The following is a 14,252-nucleotide window of genomic DNA, read 5'->3' as shown; positions in this document are numbered from 1 at the left end:
CAAGCTCCCTCGCCACATTAGCCCGCATTCACCACCACGCGAATGTTCGAATGTTGATTAGAACTTGTAGCCCAGACCCACCATGTACACAAACGGATCGACATCAACATTCACCTTGGCACGAGTGCCCGGTGCCACCGCGTTGTTCTCGACGGTGGCGCGGGTGTCGATGTCGATGTAGCGCACCTGGGCGTTGAGCATGATGTTGTCGGTCAGCATGTAGTCAGCGCCGACCTGCCAGGCCAGGCCCCAGGAGTTTTTCGCCTTGAAGTTGCTGAAGCCGTTGGACTGGGCTTCGCTGCCGACATGCTCGTCGTAGATCCAGGTGTAGTTGATGCCGCCGCCGATGTAGGGCTGGAACGGCGATTTCGCATCCAGCGGGTAGTACACGACGCTGAGGGTGGGCGGCAGGTGTTTCAGGGTGCCGAGTTTGCCGTTGGCGGCTGGCAGCGCGGTGCCTTTGATTTTTACGTCATGCTCGAACGGCGAGGCCGCCAGCAACTCGATCCCGATGTTGTTGGTCAGCATGTAGGCGAAGTTCAGACCCAATTGGGTGTCGCTGCTCATGGTCGCCTTGCCGCCCAGGTTGGTGCCGCTCAACGGACCCTGATCGACCTTGACATTGGAGCTGTCGGCCTTCGGGTTGACGGTGATCGCACCGGCGCGAACGATGATGTCGCCGGCTTCGTGGGCGTGGGCGAGCGGGGCTGCGAGCGCGAGGGCAAACAGCGAGGCGCTGAGCAAGGACTTGTTCATGGGGGCTCCAAAAGGACGTTAAAAGTTTCTGATGTCCTATGGTATGAAGCCAACTGATACGGTCTTTTGACTCAGCTCAATGAAACAGTGATGCCGCGGTTTTTTGTGGAACCTTGGCCGGCCCCTTCGCGAGCAAGCCCGCTCCCACTTTGGAACGCGGTCACCTGTGGGAGCGGGCTTGCTCGCGAAGAGGCCGGATCAAACAATACAAAAACTACCGGGATTCACTCCGGCAGCTCATACACATAAATCTTGTCCGCCGCCATCTGATACCCGGCATCGGCCAGTTCGCTGGTGGACGCCTTGACCTGCAACGGTCCCTCGACCCAGTACGGCTGATACAGCTCGTCGAGCTTCACGCCCAGCTCGCTTTTCACATGCACGATCTGGTTCGACGGCGGTGGCGGCACGTGGATGCAGGCGCCGAAGTACGGCACCAGCAGGAAGTCGGTGGTGCGTCCTTCTTCATTGACTTCCAGCGGCACGATGTAGCCCGGCAGGCGGATGTTCTGCCCGTCGAGACTCTGCACCACCGGCGCGTTGGGCATGTCCTGCTTGGCGGCTGGCGCCGACTCGGCGGACAGCGCATCACTCATCTTCGACAGGTCGTGCAACGGCGTCATGTTCGGCACTTCCGGCGCGGCGTCCGGCGGGATCATCTCCGACCAGGTCAGGTCTTTCGGCGCCGCTGCCCACACAGGCAGGGCAACCAGCAACAGCAGCGCGAGCACGGCGCGGGGCATGGTGAATATCCTCATAAACGGATCGACAGGCCATCGGCCAAAGATTGGCGATACGCGCGCCAGGCCGGCACGCTGCCCATCAGCAGCGCGGCCGCCAGAATGCCACCGAGCAGCGTCCATTCATACTCGCTCGGCCACGCCAGCGGCAGATACAAACCGTAATTGGCCTGCACATAACCCTGCGCGGCGGCGATGCCGATGTACAGCAAGGCCAGCCCGGCGATTACGCCGGTCAGCGCCAGGGCGAAGGCTTCCAGCACCAGTAGGCTCGCGATGTGCCACGGCCGCGCACCGACCGAACGCAGAATCGCCATTTCGCGGCGACGCTCGTTAAGGCTGGTAAGAATCGCCGTGAGCATGCCGATCAACCCGGTCAGCACCACGAACAGCGAGACCACGAACAGCGCCTTTTCAGCGGTGCTCATCAGGCTCCACAATTCCTGCAAGGCCACGCCCGGCAGGATCGCCAGCATCGGCTCGCCGCGGTATTCGTTGATTTCGCGTTGCAGGGCGAAGGTGGAAATCTTGCTGTTGAGACCGAGCATGAACGCGGTGATCGCCTGTGGCGTCAGGTCCATGTTGCGCGCCTGGTCCGCCGTGATGCGCCCGTTGCCCCGGGCCGGCACGCCGTTGTGCCAGTCGATGTGAATCGCTTCCATGCCGCCGAGGCTGATGTGCAACGTGCGGTCCACCGGGGTGCCGGTGCGTTTGAGAATGCCGACCACGGTGAACGGTTTGTCGTCGTGCTTGACCAGACTGATCGCTGCCACGCCGTGGGCCAGCACCAGTTGGTCGCCGAGCTTGTAATGCAGCGCTTCGGCGACTTCGGCGCCGAGCACCACTTCGAACGGATCGGTGGCAAACGCCCGGCCGTCAGCCAGTTGCAGATGCTGCTGGCGCCCGTACTGGTAATGCTCGAAATAGGCTTCGGTGGTGCCCATCACCCGGTAGCCGCGATGGGAGTCGCCGAGGGACATCGGGATTGCCCATTTTACTTTCGGGTTGCTGGCGAAGTGTTCGAAGCTGTCCCAGCGGATGTTGTTGGTGGCGTTGCCGATGCGGAACACCGAGTACAGCAGCAGGTTCACCGAACCGGAGCGGGCGCCGACGATCAGGTCGGTGCCGCTGATGGTGCTGGCGAAACTGGCCTTGGCCTCGGTGCGCACGCGCTCGACGGCAAGTAACAGGCACACCGACAGAGCAATGGCGAACGCGGTGAGCAGGGCGGTAAAGCGGCGGTTGGCCAGACTGGCCATGGCCAGACGAAACAGATACATCTCAGACCTCGGCAGACGTGGCGGCGCGATTAAGCTCGGCCAGGGACAGGTGACGGTCGAACAGCGGCGCCAGGCTCTGGTCGTGGCTGACGAACAACAGGCTCGATCCGGCTTCGCGGCATTCGGCGAATAGCAGACGAATGAAGTTTTCCCGAGCGTCGTAATCCAGCGCCGAGGTCGGTTCGTCGGCGATCACCAGTTCCGGTTGGCCGATCAACGCACGAGCGGCGGCGACCCGTTGCTGTTGACCGATCGACAGCGAATCGGCGCGACGACCGAGGATACTTTCATCTTTCAAGCCCAAGTGGGCGAGCAGGGTGGCTGCAGCCTGATCGACGCTGCCGTGACGCTGTTTCGCCCGCTCGGCACGCAGTTTGGAGAAGTGGCAGGGCAACTCGACGTTTTCGCGCACTGAGAGAAACGGCAGCAGGTTGAACTGCTGGAAGATGTAGCCGGTGTGGTCGACACGAAAGCGATCGCGGGCGCCGGCACCGAGTTCGGTCAGTTCCTGGCCGAGCAGACGAATGCTGCCGCGCCCGGGTTTCTGCACGCCACCGAGCAGGCCGAGCAGGGTGGTCTTGCCACTGCCGCTGGGGCCTTTGAGGAACAGGGTTTCGCCCGGCTCCAGGCGAAACGCCGGGATGTCCAGCAGCGGCGGGTGACCGGGCCAGTTGAAGCCCAGGTCGGACAGTTCGATGAGTGCTTGGGTCATGGCACCAGATTCATGGAGTGAACACATAACCCTGTGGGAGCGGGCTTGCTCGCGAATGCGGTGGATCAGCCAAATCTATGTTGACTGACACACCGCATTCGCGAGCAAGCCCGCTCCCACAGGGGATTTTCGGTGTGATCAGAAATTCAGGGCAGCCGCCTTGGCCGTCACTTCGGTACCTTGCTGACCGCTCGGGCCGATCAGTTGTACCTGAATTTTCTGGGTGGCCGGGAAGGTATTGAAGATGTTCGCCAGATCCAGCGTCTTCAGAGCACCCGGGGCCGCGCAGGTAAATTGATAGTGCGCGTGGATTTCGCTGTGATCGTGATGATGCGCTTCACCGCCCTTGGCATCTTCGTCGTGGTCATCATCGTCATGCTCGTCGGCAGCCGGCTTGTCGCCGAACAGCGGGCTTTCCAGTTCCTGGCTGGTGACTTTACAACCGGCGGCGGCTGGCAGGCTGAACAGCGCCAGCGGGTTTTCCAGTTTGGCGCGGGCGGCGACGACTTTGGCCTTGTCGGCGTCGCTGGTGGCGGCGTGTTCGAAGCCCACCAGGTTCATCGCCGGGCTTTCCAGTTCCAGCTCCAGGGTCTGGCCGTCGAGTGCAGCGTTCAGTCGGCCGACGCCATGTTCGTGGGCACCGAGGCTGCCGTGCTCGTGCTCGTGGTCATGATCGTGCTCATCGGCGGCGTGGGCGATGGCCAGCGGCAACAGGGCAAACGGCAAAGCGAGCAGCAGACGACGCATGGCGGTCTCCGGGAAGTAAAGTGAAGAGTTTGTTATGTAATCTTATAACGAAAGTCCGCAGAGTTTGCCCGTGCGCTTGGCGATGCACAAGTCCCGTGGGAGCATGCAGGTCAGAAATGTGCAGGAGCGAAGCAGATGTTGCGGATACGCGGAACCGTCGGCGCGATGCCGGTGGATTTGACGGTGGAACTGGATGACAGCGATTGGGCGAAGCTTGGTGCAGCCCTTGGCGCGCAGCCGCAGGGCGATCAGCCTGAAGCGGCATTGAGCACGCCGGCAGCGAAACCATTGAACCAGGATGATGCGTTGTGGCAGGTCGCGCAGGATCTGTTGCGCAAGGCCGGGCAGCTCAGCGGGCCGGATTTGCTGGAGCAGCTTGAGGGATTGACCGGCAGCGCGGCCGCAGGCAAACGCCTGCTGGTGCGCTTGCGCCACAGTTCACAGGTGAAAGTGGCGAGCGGCGGGGATACGCCGCTTTACAGCTGGATCGAGTGAAACGCAAAAGATCGCTGCCTGCGGCAGCTCCTACAGTTTCAGCGTTCGTCCGCAAACACGGGTGAACACGATCAAATGTAGGAGCTGCCGCAGGCTGCGATCTTTTGATCTTAATAAAGCGCAGCGAACACCTTGCGCCGGTAAGCGGTCACCAGCGGGTGATCATTGCCCAGCAGTTCGAACACCTGCAGCAAGGTCTTGTGCGGCAACCCTTCGCCGTAGCTGCGGTTGCGGATGAACAGCTTGAGCAAGGCCTCCAGCGCCGCTTCGTATTGCTGACGCGCCAATTGCTGGATCGCCAGTTGATACACCGCTTCGTCGTCCTGCGGATCTTTGGCCAGACGCGCCTTGAGGTCGGCGGCATCCGGCAGATCGCGGGCCAGGCCGAGGAACTTGATCTGCGCCTTGGCCCCGGCCAGTGCAGCCTTGTGCTCATCGCTCTTGACTGCGTCGAGCACGGTTTGCGCTTCGCCCAGTTCGCCGCGCTCGGTCAGGCAGCGGGCGTAGAGGATCAGCGCCTTGGCGTTGCTGTTGTCTTCGTTGAGCATCACCACCAGTGCCGCTTCGGCATCGGCGTAACGGCCATCGTCAAACAGCGCTTGCGCCTGTTCGAACGGGTCGGCGGCGGCCGGCGGCGGCATCTGCACATGCGGTTCGAGCAGGGCGCGCACCGCGGATTCCGGCTGCGCACCGGCAAAGCCGTCCACTGGCTGACCGTCCTTGAACAGCACCACGGTCGGCAGGCTGCGGATACCGAAGCGGGCGACGATGTCCTGTTCGATGTCGCAGTTGACCTTGGCCAGCAGCAGTTCGCCCTGATAGCTCTCGGCAATGCCTTGCAGCATCGGCATCAACGCCTTGCATGGCGCACACCACTCGGCCCAGAAATCCACCAGCACCGGTTTGTTGAAGGAAGCTTCGATCACCGACTGGTCGAAATCGGCAGTCGTGGCGTCGAAGATGTACGGCGTTTGCTGACTCATGGGGGATCTCGTAAAAGCGTGGATGGGGCAACTATACGGCTTGGCGGGGTGTGGCCGGAAGCGGGACAGGTTTTAGAGTTGTGTCGCCCGGCAGGACGCTTTCGCGAGCAAGCCCGCTCCCACATTTGGAATGCGTTACCCCTGTGGGAGCGGGCTTGCTCGCGAAGCTTTTAACTAGCGACGCGCGTGGTACAGGCTCACATGCCGAAATTCTTCCGGCTCCGCCAGATCCGGTAGTGTCATCGCCTCAAGCATTTCGATCCGCTCATACAACGGATGACGAAAATCCCGAACCCGCGAATCTGCCACCAGCGCCTCGCGGCCACGGCTTAGAAACGCGTCGAGCAGCGGCAGGTTCTCGCGGTCGTAGAGCACATCCGCCACCAGAATCAGATCGAAGCGATCAGCCTCGGCAAAGAAGTCCGTCGAATAACTCATCTGTACATCATTGAGTTCAGCATTGGCCCGGCACGCGGCAATCGCCAGCGGATCGAGGTCGCAGGCCACCACTTCCAGCGCCCCGGCCTTCACGGCGGCGATCCCGGCAATGCCCGAGCCGGCGCCGAAATCCAGCACGCGCTTGCCGCGCACCCATTCCGGGAACTCGGCCAGATAGCGCGCCACCGCCAGACCGCTGGCCCAGCAGAAGCTCCAATAGGGCGGTTCGTGGAGGATGCGCCGGGTTTCATCCGGGCTGAACTCGCGGTGCATGTTGTCACCGTCGATCAGCCACAGCTGCAAATCGGTATCCGGTAATGCGCAGGCCTTGAGCCGCGCATCACCGAGCAATTCCCCCAGCGCCTGTTGCAGGTCGAGCGGTGCCGTCATGGTGCTTTGACAAATTGCAGCTGGCCCATTGCCTGAGTGGTCGGCTGGGTGATGGTTTGCGACGGCAGGTGCAGGATCAACTGGCCCGACTGCGTGGCACGACCGCGCAGCTCAACCCGTGCGCCGGCCGGAAATGACTCCGGATTGAAGCGCAGGCGAAACGGCAGGATCTGGTTGTTGCCGATCAGGCTGGAACTGGCGAGCAGTTGTTGCGGGCGCGATTTTTCATCGATCACCAGCAGCGCCAGCTCGACTTCAGCCCCGGCCGGCACGCCTTGCAGGGTGCCGCTCAGTTCCCGTTGATAGGCCGGCAGCGGGCCGAGGTCGGCGGCCTCTTTGGCTTTTTTCTGCGCCTGTTGCGGCGCAGGGCCTGGTGTCGGCGGCTGCGGCTTGGGTTTATCGCTGCCGCAGGCCACCAGCAGGGCGAAAAGACTGAGCAAAACGAGCGGTCGTAGCGGCATTGGCAGCTCCAGCAAAATGAAATCCATGGATCAAACGATCATGCCAGTCTGTATACCGCAAACCCTATGGCTTGTCTTGCCACGGGGATGCGCTACCATGGCCCTCCCTTTTTTTGTTGCCAGCCACCATGCACTGTCCCTTCTGCGGTGCCAACGACACCAAGGTCATCGACTCGCGTCTGGTCGCCGAGGGCGAACAGGTGCGCCGCCGGCGTGAATGCCTGGCCTGCGGCGAACGTTTCACGACATTCGAGACGGCCGAACTGGTGTTGCCGCGCCTGATCAAAACCGACGGCAGCCGCCAACCGTTCGACGAAGAAAAACTCCGCGCCGGCATGCAACGCGCGCTGGAGAAACGTCCAGTGAGCGTCGAGCGCCTTGAATCCTCTCTGGTCCACATCAAACACAAGCTGCGCGCCACCGGCGAGCGGGAGGTCAAATCCCTCGTGGTCGGCGAACTGGTGATGGCCGAGCTGCAAAAGCTCGATGAAGTGGCCTACATCCGTTTCGCTTCGGTCTACCGGCGTTTTCAGGACCTCAACGAGTTCCGCGAAGAGATCGACCGCCTCGCCCGCGAACCGGTGAAGGAATGACCAGCGCCGCCGAGCAGGCGATCCTCGACACCCACTTCATGGCACGCGCGCTGGAACTGGCGCGCAAGGGCCACTACACCACCCATCCCAATCCCCGGGTTGGCTGTGTGATCGTGCGTGACGGGCAGATTGTCGGCGAAGGCTTTCATGAGCGCGCCGGCGAACCCCACGCTGAAGTCCACGCCCTGCGCGCTGCCGGTGAACGGGCCCGAGGCGCCACGGCTTACGTGACCCTTGAGCCGTGCAGCCACCATGGCCGCACACCGCCTTGCGCCGATGCGTTGGTGACTGCCGGGGTCGCTCGGGTGGTCGCCGCGATGCGCGATCCGAATCCACAGGTTGCCGGGCGTGGCTTGCAGCGTCTGGCTGATGCCGGCATCGCCACCGAAAGCGGCGTGCTGGAAACCGAGGCGCGCCAGCTCAATCAAGGTTTCCTCAAACGCATGGAACACGGCTTGCCGTTCGTGCGGGTCAAGCTGGCGATGAGTCTGGACGGTCGCACGGCGATGGAAAGCGGCGAGAGCCAGTGGATCACCGGCCCGGCTGCACGTTCCGCCGTGCAGCGTTTGCGCGCGCAGGCCGCCGTGGTGCTGACCGGCGCCGACACCGTACTGGCCGACGGCGCACGCCTGACCGTGCGCGCCGACGAACTGGGTCTGGATGCCGAGCAAACCGCACTGGCCATCAGCCGTCCGCCGCTGCGGGTGCTGATCGACGGGCGCTTGCGGGTGCCGTTGGATGCGCCGTTCTTCAAGGCCGGCCCGGCGCTGGTCGCCACCTGCATGGCGGTCGAAGAGCAATATGCCAATGGCCCTGAATGTTTGATCGTGCCGGGTGACGACGGTCAGGTCGATCTGCATCAACTGCTGATCGAACTGGCCAACCGTGGCGTCAACGAAGTGCTGGTCGAGGCCGGCCCGCGTCTGGCCGGCGCGTTTGCCCAACTCGGTCTGGTCGACGAGTTCGTGATCTTCATCGCCGGCAAGTTCCTCGGCTCCACGGCGCGGCCGCTGCTGGACTGGCCGCTGGCCTATATGAAGGAGGCCCCCGAGCTGAAAATCACTGAAATCCGCGCGGTTGGCGATGACTGGCGAGTCACTGCGACGCCAGTCGTTTCGGCGAGCGTATAATTCCCGGCCATCGCCTTAGCGCTGGCTTCGTTCTCAAGGAGAACCCCATGTTTACCGGCATCATCGAATCCATCGGCAGTATCCGCGCACTGACCCCCAAGGGCGGTGATGTGCGGGTGCACGTCGAAACCGGCAAGCTCGACCTGAGCGACGTCAAACTCGGCGACAGCATCGCCGTCAACGGTGTGTGCCTGACGGCGGTTGAGCTGCCGGGCAACGGTTTTGCCGCTGACGTCAGCCGCGAAACCCTCGACTGCACCGCGATGAATGACCTGAAAAGCGGCAGCCCGGTCAATCTGGAAAAAGCCCTGACCCCGACCACCCGTCTCGGTGGGCATCTGGTCAGCGGTCACGTCGACGGTGTCGGCGAAGTGGTGTCGCGCAGCGACAATGCCCGCGCCGTGGAATTTCGCATTCGCGCGCCGAAAGAACTGGCCAAGTACATCGCCCATAAAGGTTCGATCACCGTCGACGGCACCAGCCTGACCGTGAACGCGGTCGATGGCGCCGAATTCCTGCTGACGATCATTCCGCACACCCTGAGCGAAACCATCATGGCTTCCTACAAGCCGGGTCGCCGGGTAAATCTGGAAGTCGACTTGCTGGCGCGCTACCTGGAGCGTCTGCTCCTCGGCGACAAGGCTGCTGAGCCAAGCGCTGGCGGCATTACCGAAAGCTTTCTGGCCGCCAACGGCTACCTCAAATCCTGACTGAAGGGGGTGCCTTGTGGCGCTCAATAGCATCGAAGAACTGGTTGAAGACATCCGCCAAGGCAAGATGGTCATCCTCATGGATGACGAAGACCGCGAGAACGAAGGCGACCTGATCATGGCCGCCGAATGCTGCAAGGCCGAGCACATCAACTTCATGGCCAAGCACGCCCGTGGCCTGATCTGCATGCCGATGAGCCGCGAGCGCTGCGAGCTGTTGAAGCTGCCACTGATGGCCCCGCGCAACGGTTCCGGTTTCGGCACCAAGTTCACCGTATCGATCGAAGCTGCCGAAGGCGTCACCACCGGTATCTCCGCCGCCGACCGTGCGCGCACCGTGCAAGCGGCTGCGGCAAAAGACGCCAAGGCTGAAGACATCGTCAGCCCGGGCCACATCTTCCCGCTGATGGCCCAGGCCGGCGGCACCCTGGCCCGCGCCGGTCACACCGAAGCCGCCTGCGACCTGGCACGCATGGCCGGTTTCGAACCAAGTGGCGTGATCTGCGAAGTGATGAACGACGACGGCACCATGTCCCGTCGCGCCGAGCTGGAAGCGTTCGCCGCCGAACACAACATCAAGATCGGCACCATCGCCGACCTGATTCACTACCGGATGATCCACGAACGTACCGTTCAGCGGATTGCCGAGCAGCCGCTGGACAGCGAACTGGGCCAATTCAACCTGGTGACCTATCGTGATTCGGTGGAAGGCGACGTGCACATGGCCCTGACACTGGGCACCGTTTGCGCCGAGGAACCGACTCTGGTTCGTGTGCACAACATGGACCCGCTGCGCGACCTGCTGATGGTCAAGCAACCGGGCCGCTGGAGCCTGCGCGCCGCGATGGCTGCGGTGGCCGAGGCCGGCAGCGGTGTGGTGCTGTTGCTCGGCCACCCGCTGGACGGCGATGTGCTGCTGGCGCATATCCGCGAAACCGGTGAGCAGGCGGCGGTGAAAAAACCGACCACTTACAGCATCGTCGGTGCCGGCTCGCAGATCCTGCGTGACCTCGGCGTACGCAAAATGCGCCTGATGTCTGCGCCAATGAAATTTAATGCGATATCCGGTTTCGATCTGGAAGTTGTAGAATACGTGCCCTCCGAATAAGACGCCGGGTTTTGGCCTCGTTGTTCGCTCAAGGCATATTTGATTTATTGTGGCGAGGGAGCTTGCTCCCGCTGGGCTGCGGAGCGGCCCCTGTTGTGGGCGCTGCGCACCCAAGCGGGAGCAAGCTCCCTCGCCACAAAGATGTGCAAGTGAACACCGAGTGCGATTTCCGACGCTGTATTCGCGGTTCAAATATCACTGAGGGATGCGTACGAAACGCGTCCCGGCTCTTTAAGAGATCTGACGAATGACCCTGAAGACCATCGAAGGTACCTTCATCGCCCCTAAAGGCCGCTACGCTCTGGTAGTGGGCCGTTTCAACAGTTTCGTGGTTGAAAGCCTGGTCAGCGGTGCAGTTGATGCCCTGGTTCGCCACGGCGTGAGCGAAAGCGACATCACCATCATCCGCGCGCCTGGCGCCTTCGAAATCCCGCTGGTTGCGCAGAAAGTCGCCCAGAAAGGCGAGTTCGCAGCCATCATCGCCCTCGGCGCGGTCATTCGTGGCGGCACTCCGCACTTCGAATACGTAGCAGGCGAGTGCACCAAGGGTCTGGCCCAGGTGTCCATGGAGTTCGGCGTACCGGTCGCGTTCGGCGTCCTGACCGTTGATTCAATCGAGCAAGCCATCGAACGTTCCGGCACCAAGGCCGGCAACAAAGGTGCTGAAGCTGCCCTGTCCGCTCTGGAAATGGTCAGCCTGCTGGCGCAGTTGGAGGCCAAGTGATTAGCGACGATAGCGATCGTTTCAACCCGCGCGATCCGAAACCTGCGGATGCCGGCAAGCCGTCGAAAAGCGCCAAGCGTCGCGAAGCTCGTCAGCTCGCCACTCAGGCCCTGTATCAATGGCACATGGCCAAGCAGTCACTGAACGAGATCGAAGCGCAGTTCCGCGTTGATAACGATTTCATCGATGTCGATGGCGCTTACTTCCGCGAGATCCTGCACGGGGTTCCGCAGTTCAAGAGCGAAATCGACACCGCCCTGGCGCCTTGCCTGGATCTGCCGATCGAAGAGCTGGACCCGGTTGAACTGGCCGTGCTGCGCCTGTCCACCTGGGAGCTGCTCAAGCGCGTCGACGTGCCGTACCGCGTTGTGATCAACGAAGGTATCGAGTTGGCCAAAGTCTTCGGTTCGACCGACGGCCACAAGTTCGTCAACGGCGTTCTCGACAAGCTGGCTCCGCGCCTGCGTGAAGCTGAAGTGAAGGCGTTCAAGCGCTGATACGCGCTTGAGACCTCATGGGCGAGTTTGAGCTGATCCGCAATTTCTTCGCTGCCGCGCCTTGTGCGCAGGGCGGCGAGGGCGTTGCTCTGGGGATCGGCGACGACTGCGCCTTGCTGGCGGTTCCCCACGGGGAACAGCTGGCGATCTCCACCGATACGCTGGTGGCCGGTGTGCATTTCGCCGATCCCTGCGATCCGTTTCTGCTCGGTCAGCGCTCGCTGGCCGTCGCGGTCAGCGACCTGGCCGCCATGGGCGCCACGCCCGTTGCCTTTACCCTTGCCCTGACTGTGCCGACGGTGACCGCCGATTGGCTGCAAGCTTACGCTCGCGGTTTGAACCGCATGGCGCAGGGCTGCGGTGTAGCGTTGGTCGGCGGCGATACCACGCGCGGGCCGTTGAGCCTGACGGTCACGGTGTTCGGTCGGGTTCCGGCCGGGCAGGCCTTGACCCGTAGCGGCGCGCAACCGGGCGATCTGCTCTGTGTCGGCGGCGAGTTGGGCAATGCCGCTGGTGCCTTGCCGCTGGTGCTTGGCCAGCGTGAAGCCGATCCGCAGATCGCCCAACCGTTGCTCGATCATTACTGGTCGCCCCAGCCGCAACTGGCTCTTGGTCAGGCGCTGCGTGGCAAGGCCACTGCGGCTCTCGATATCTCCGACGGCCTGCTCGCCGACTGCGGGCATATCGCTCTGGCTTCGCAGGTTCGACTCGAAGTTGAACGTGAGCGCGTACCGTTGTCCGATGCTTTAGTGGCGTTTCTCGGCCAGCGCGGCGCGGAACGGGCGGCGTTGAGCGGCGGCGATGACTATGTGCTGGCCTTCACGCTACCGTCCGTCGAGTTGCCGGCGCTGCTGGCCGATGGCTGGCCGATCCATGTGATCGGGCGTGTGGTGCAGGGTCAGGGCGTGGCGCTGCTGGATCGCGAAGGACACGACATCACCCCGCAAATCCGGGGTTATCAACATTTTCAGGAGACACCGTGACAGATCACCCGAAACAGGTTCCGGCCGAATTCGTTCCGCCGTCGGTCTGGCGCAATCCCTGGCATTTTCTCGCGTTCGGCTTCGGCTCCGGCACCCTGCCGAAAGCGCCGGGCACGTGGGGTTCGTTAGTTGCGCTACCCTTTATCCCGTTGTGGCAGATGCTGCCCGACTGGGGTTACTGGCTGATGCTCGGGATCACCATGCTGTTCGGCTTCTGGCTGTGCGGCAAGGTCGCCGATGATCTGCGGGTCCACGACCACGAAGGCATCGTCTGGGACGAAATGGTCGGGATGTGGATCACTCTTTGGCTGGTGCCGGAAGGCTGGTACTGGTTGCTGGCGGGTTTTCTGGTGTTCCGCTTCTTCGACATTCTCAAGCCATGGCCGATCCGCTGGATCGACCGGCATGTTCACGGCGGCGTCGGTATCATGCTCGACGACGTGCTGGCCGGCGTGTTCGCCTGGCTGGCGATGCAGGGGCTGGTGTGGATTTTCGCCTGATCCGCAGCAGCCGGGTTCAGTGAGGAGACCAGGGATGGCTCGATGCTGGCTGGCGCTGGTGTTTCTGACTTTGCTGGGCACTGTCGCCAGTGCGCAGGAAGTCGCGCACGCGCCGTCGGTCATCCACCTGGCCAGCGAGGACTGGGAAGATTACACCGCCGCCGACGGTCATGGCCTGGGCTGGGACGTGCTGCGCAAGGTGTTCGAACCGGCCGGGGTGAAACTCGACATTCGCAGCGAACCGTACACCCGCTCGGTCGGGCTGGCAGAGCGCGGCGAAGTCGACGCCTGTGTCGGCTCCTATCATGACGAGGACAGTGAGCTGCTGTATCCGCGCTGGAATTTCGACACCGACCACATCTACGCCCTGGGCCTTGCGAGCAATCCGCCGGCGAGCCTGGACACCCTTGGCAACTATCGACTGGCTTGGGTTCGCGGTTACGACTATCAGAAATACCTGCCCAATGTACGTAACTACAATGAAGTCATCCGGCGTACCGGGATCCTGTCGATGCTCACCCACAACCGCGCCGACTATTACATCGATGCCTTGACCGAAATCGATTACGTGCTTGGCCGGGCCAGGGATCCGACGCAGTTTCGCAAGACGCATATCGCCGAATTGCCGCTGTACCTGTGCTTCGCCAACACACCGCAGGCCCGAACCCTGATGGCGCTGTTCGACAGGCGTATGGAGCAGTTGGTAAAAAGTGGCGAGCTTAAGCCGATTTTCGAGCGGTGGAAGCAACCGTATCCATTCGAGCCGAACTGACAGCAACGTCCCCCCTGTGGGAGCGGGCTTGCTCGCGAATGCGGTGGCTCAGCCAGCCTATTGATCGACTGACACGATGCCTTCGCGAGCAAGCCCGCTCCCACGGGGGATCCACGCAAACCGGGTGTCATCAAACTTTTTGATCGTTATGCCCGATAATTCAGCCTAAGCGTCTGCAGGAACCTGCTGTTACAATGCCGGCCTGCGAATCTTCAGACTTTTTAGATCAGGAG

General features: G+C 62.3%; 18 protein-coding genes. 10 read left to right on the top strand and 8 right to left on the bottom strand.

Going from position 1 to position 14,252, the window contains the following annotated elements; genetic code table 11:
- Positions 1-57 precede the first annotated feature (57 nt).
- The 5 genes from ACS4NR_RS18350 to ACS4NR_RS18330 form a co-directional block, all read right to left on the bottom strand.
- Positions 58-756, bottom strand: coding sequence for an OmpW/AlkL family protein (locus ACS4NR_RS18350; protein ID WP_027612943.1), 699 nt, complete (start codon positions 754-756; stop codon positions 58-60).
- A 224-nt stretch (positions 757-980) separates the two neighbouring features.
- Positions 981-1,499, bottom strand: a complete 519-nt coding sequence (locus tag ACS4NR_RS18345; RefSeq protein WP_204895774.1) for a DUF3299 domain-containing protein — start codon at positions 1,497-1,499, stop codon at positions 981-983.
- A gap of 11 nt (positions 1,500-1,510) precedes the next feature.
- The gene (locus tag ACS4NR_RS18340; protein ID WP_027612941.1) at positions 1,511-2,776 is read right to left on the bottom strand and encodes an ABC transporter permease; all 1,266 of its coding nucleotides are present in this window, start codon (positions 2,774-2,776) and stop codon (positions 1,511-1,513) included.
- A 1-nt stretch (position 2,777) separates the two neighbouring features.
- Positions 2,778-3,488, bottom strand: a complete 711-nt coding sequence (locus tag ACS4NR_RS18335) for an ABC transporter ATP-binding protein (RefSeq protein ID WP_007966120.1) — start codon at positions 3,486-3,488, stop codon at positions 2,778-2,780.
- A gap of 138 nt (positions 3,489-3,626) precedes the next feature.
- On the bottom strand, positions 3,627-4,235 hold the full coding sequence (locus tag ACS4NR_RS18330; protein WP_456018025.1) for a DUF2796 domain-containing protein: 609 nt from the start codon (positions 4,233-4,235) through the stop codon (positions 3,627-3,629).
- A 135-nt stretch (positions 4,236-4,370) separates the two neighbouring features.
- Between ACS4NR_RS18330 and ACS4NR_RS18325 the strand changes: the two genes are divergently transcribed.
- Positions 4,371-4,730: a hypothetical protein gene (locus tag ACS4NR_RS18325; protein ID WP_095139111.1), complete on the top strand. Its 360-nt coding sequence runs from the start codon at positions 4,371-4,373 to the stop codon at positions 4,728-4,730.
- Positions 4,731-4,840: 110 nt separating this feature from the next.
- Here the strand turns inward: ACS4NR_RS18325 and trxA are convergent, their stop codons facing one another.
- The 3 genes from trxA to ACS4NR_RS18310 form a co-directional block, all read right to left on the bottom strand.
- Positions 4,841-5,713: a thioredoxin gene (gene trxA / locus ACS4NR_RS18320; RefSeq protein ID WP_166497232.1), complete on the bottom strand. Its 873-nt coding sequence runs from the start codon at positions 5,711-5,713 to the stop codon at positions 4,841-4,843.
- 174 nt (positions 5,714-5,887) lie between these two features.
- Positions 5,888-6,541 carry a class I SAM-dependent methyltransferase gene (locus ACS4NR_RS18315; RefSeq protein ID WP_095139114.1) on the bottom strand — a complete coding sequence of 218 codons (654 nt, stop codon included), beginning with the start codon at positions 6,539-6,541 and terminating at the stop codon, positions 5,888-5,890.
- Positions 6,538-7,002, bottom strand: coding sequence for a YbaY family lipoprotein (locus tag ACS4NR_RS18310; RefSeq protein ID WP_095139312.1), 465 nt, complete (start codon positions 7,000-7,002; stop codon positions 6,538-6,540). Before ACS4NR_RS18310 ends, ACS4NR_RS18315 begins: the two co-directional genes overlap by 4 nt.
- 128 nt (positions 7,003-7,130) lie before the next feature.
- On the opposite strand from ACS4NR_RS18310, the gene nrdR reads away from it, so the two are divergent.
- The 9 genes from nrdR to ACS4NR_RS18265 all read left to right on the top strand — a co-directional run bounded on the left by nrdR (position 7,131) and on the right by ACS4NR_RS18265 (position 14,019).
- A complete protein-coding gene (gene nrdR, locus ACS4NR_RS18305; protein WP_003228656.1) occupies positions 7,131-7,595 on the top strand; it encodes a transcriptional regulator NrdR in 465 nt (154 codons plus the stop codon).
- A complete protein-coding gene (ribD, locus tag ACS4NR_RS18300; protein ID WP_456018024.1) occupies positions 7,592-8,725 on the top strand; it encodes a bifunctional diaminohydroxyphosphoribosylaminopyrimidine deaminase/5-amino-6-(5-phosphoribosylamino)uracil reductase RibD in 1,134 nt (377 codons plus the stop codon). The genes nrdR and ribD overlap by 4 nt, the downstream gene beginning before the upstream one ends.
- A gap of 47 nt (positions 8,726-8,772) precedes the next feature.
- A complete protein-coding gene (locus ACS4NR_RS18295) occupies positions 8,773-9,435 on the top strand; it encodes a riboflavin synthase (protein WP_095139117.1) in 663 nt (220 codons plus the stop codon).
- Between the two features lie 16 nt (positions 9,436-9,451).
- Positions 9,452-10,543 carry a bifunctional 3,4-dihydroxy-2-butanone-4-phosphate synthase/GTP cyclohydrolase II gene (gene ribBA, locus ACS4NR_RS18290; RefSeq protein WP_003228650.1) on the top strand — a complete coding sequence of 364 codons (1,092 nt, stop codon included), beginning with the start codon at positions 9,452-9,454 and terminating at the stop codon, positions 10,541-10,543.
- A 247-nt stretch (positions 10,544-10,790) separates the two neighbouring features.
- Positions 10,791-11,267 carry a 6,7-dimethyl-8-ribityllumazine synthase gene (gene ribH, locus ACS4NR_RS18285; protein ID WP_003228649.1) on the top strand — a complete coding sequence of 159 codons (477 nt, stop codon included), beginning with the start codon at positions 10,791-10,793 and terminating at the stop codon, positions 11,265-11,267.
- On the top strand, positions 11,264-11,764 hold the full coding sequence (gene nusB, locus ACS4NR_RS18280) for a transcription antitermination factor NusB (protein ID WP_095139119.1): 501 nt from the start codon (positions 11,264-11,266) through the stop codon (positions 11,762-11,764). The genes ribH and nusB overlap by 4 nt, the downstream gene beginning before the upstream one ends.
- A 17-nt stretch (positions 11,765-11,781) precedes the next feature.
- Positions 11,782-12,747, top strand: a complete 966-nt coding sequence (thiL, locus tag ACS4NR_RS18275; RefSeq protein WP_456018023.1) for a thiamine-phosphate kinase — start codon at positions 11,782-11,784, stop codon at positions 12,745-12,747.
- A complete protein-coding gene (locus tag ACS4NR_RS18270) occupies positions 12,744-13,247 on the top strand; it encodes a phosphatidylglycerophosphatase A family protein (protein ID WP_007910933.1) in 504 nt (167 codons plus the stop codon). The genes thiL and ACS4NR_RS18270 overlap by 4 nt, the downstream gene beginning before the upstream one ends.
- Positions 13,248-13,281: 34 nt before the next feature.
- Positions 13,282-14,019: a substrate-binding periplasmic protein gene (locus ACS4NR_RS18265; RefSeq protein WP_095139123.1), complete on the top strand. Its 738-nt coding sequence runs from the start codon at positions 13,282-13,284 to the stop codon at positions 14,017-14,019.
- Positions 14,020-14,252: the final 233 nt, after the last annotated feature.

This window comes from Pseudomonas sp. JQ36, assembly GCF_053851495.1.
Note: the sequence above shows the minus strand (reverse complement) of the source record. Positions and strands in the feature narration are given on the sequence as shown.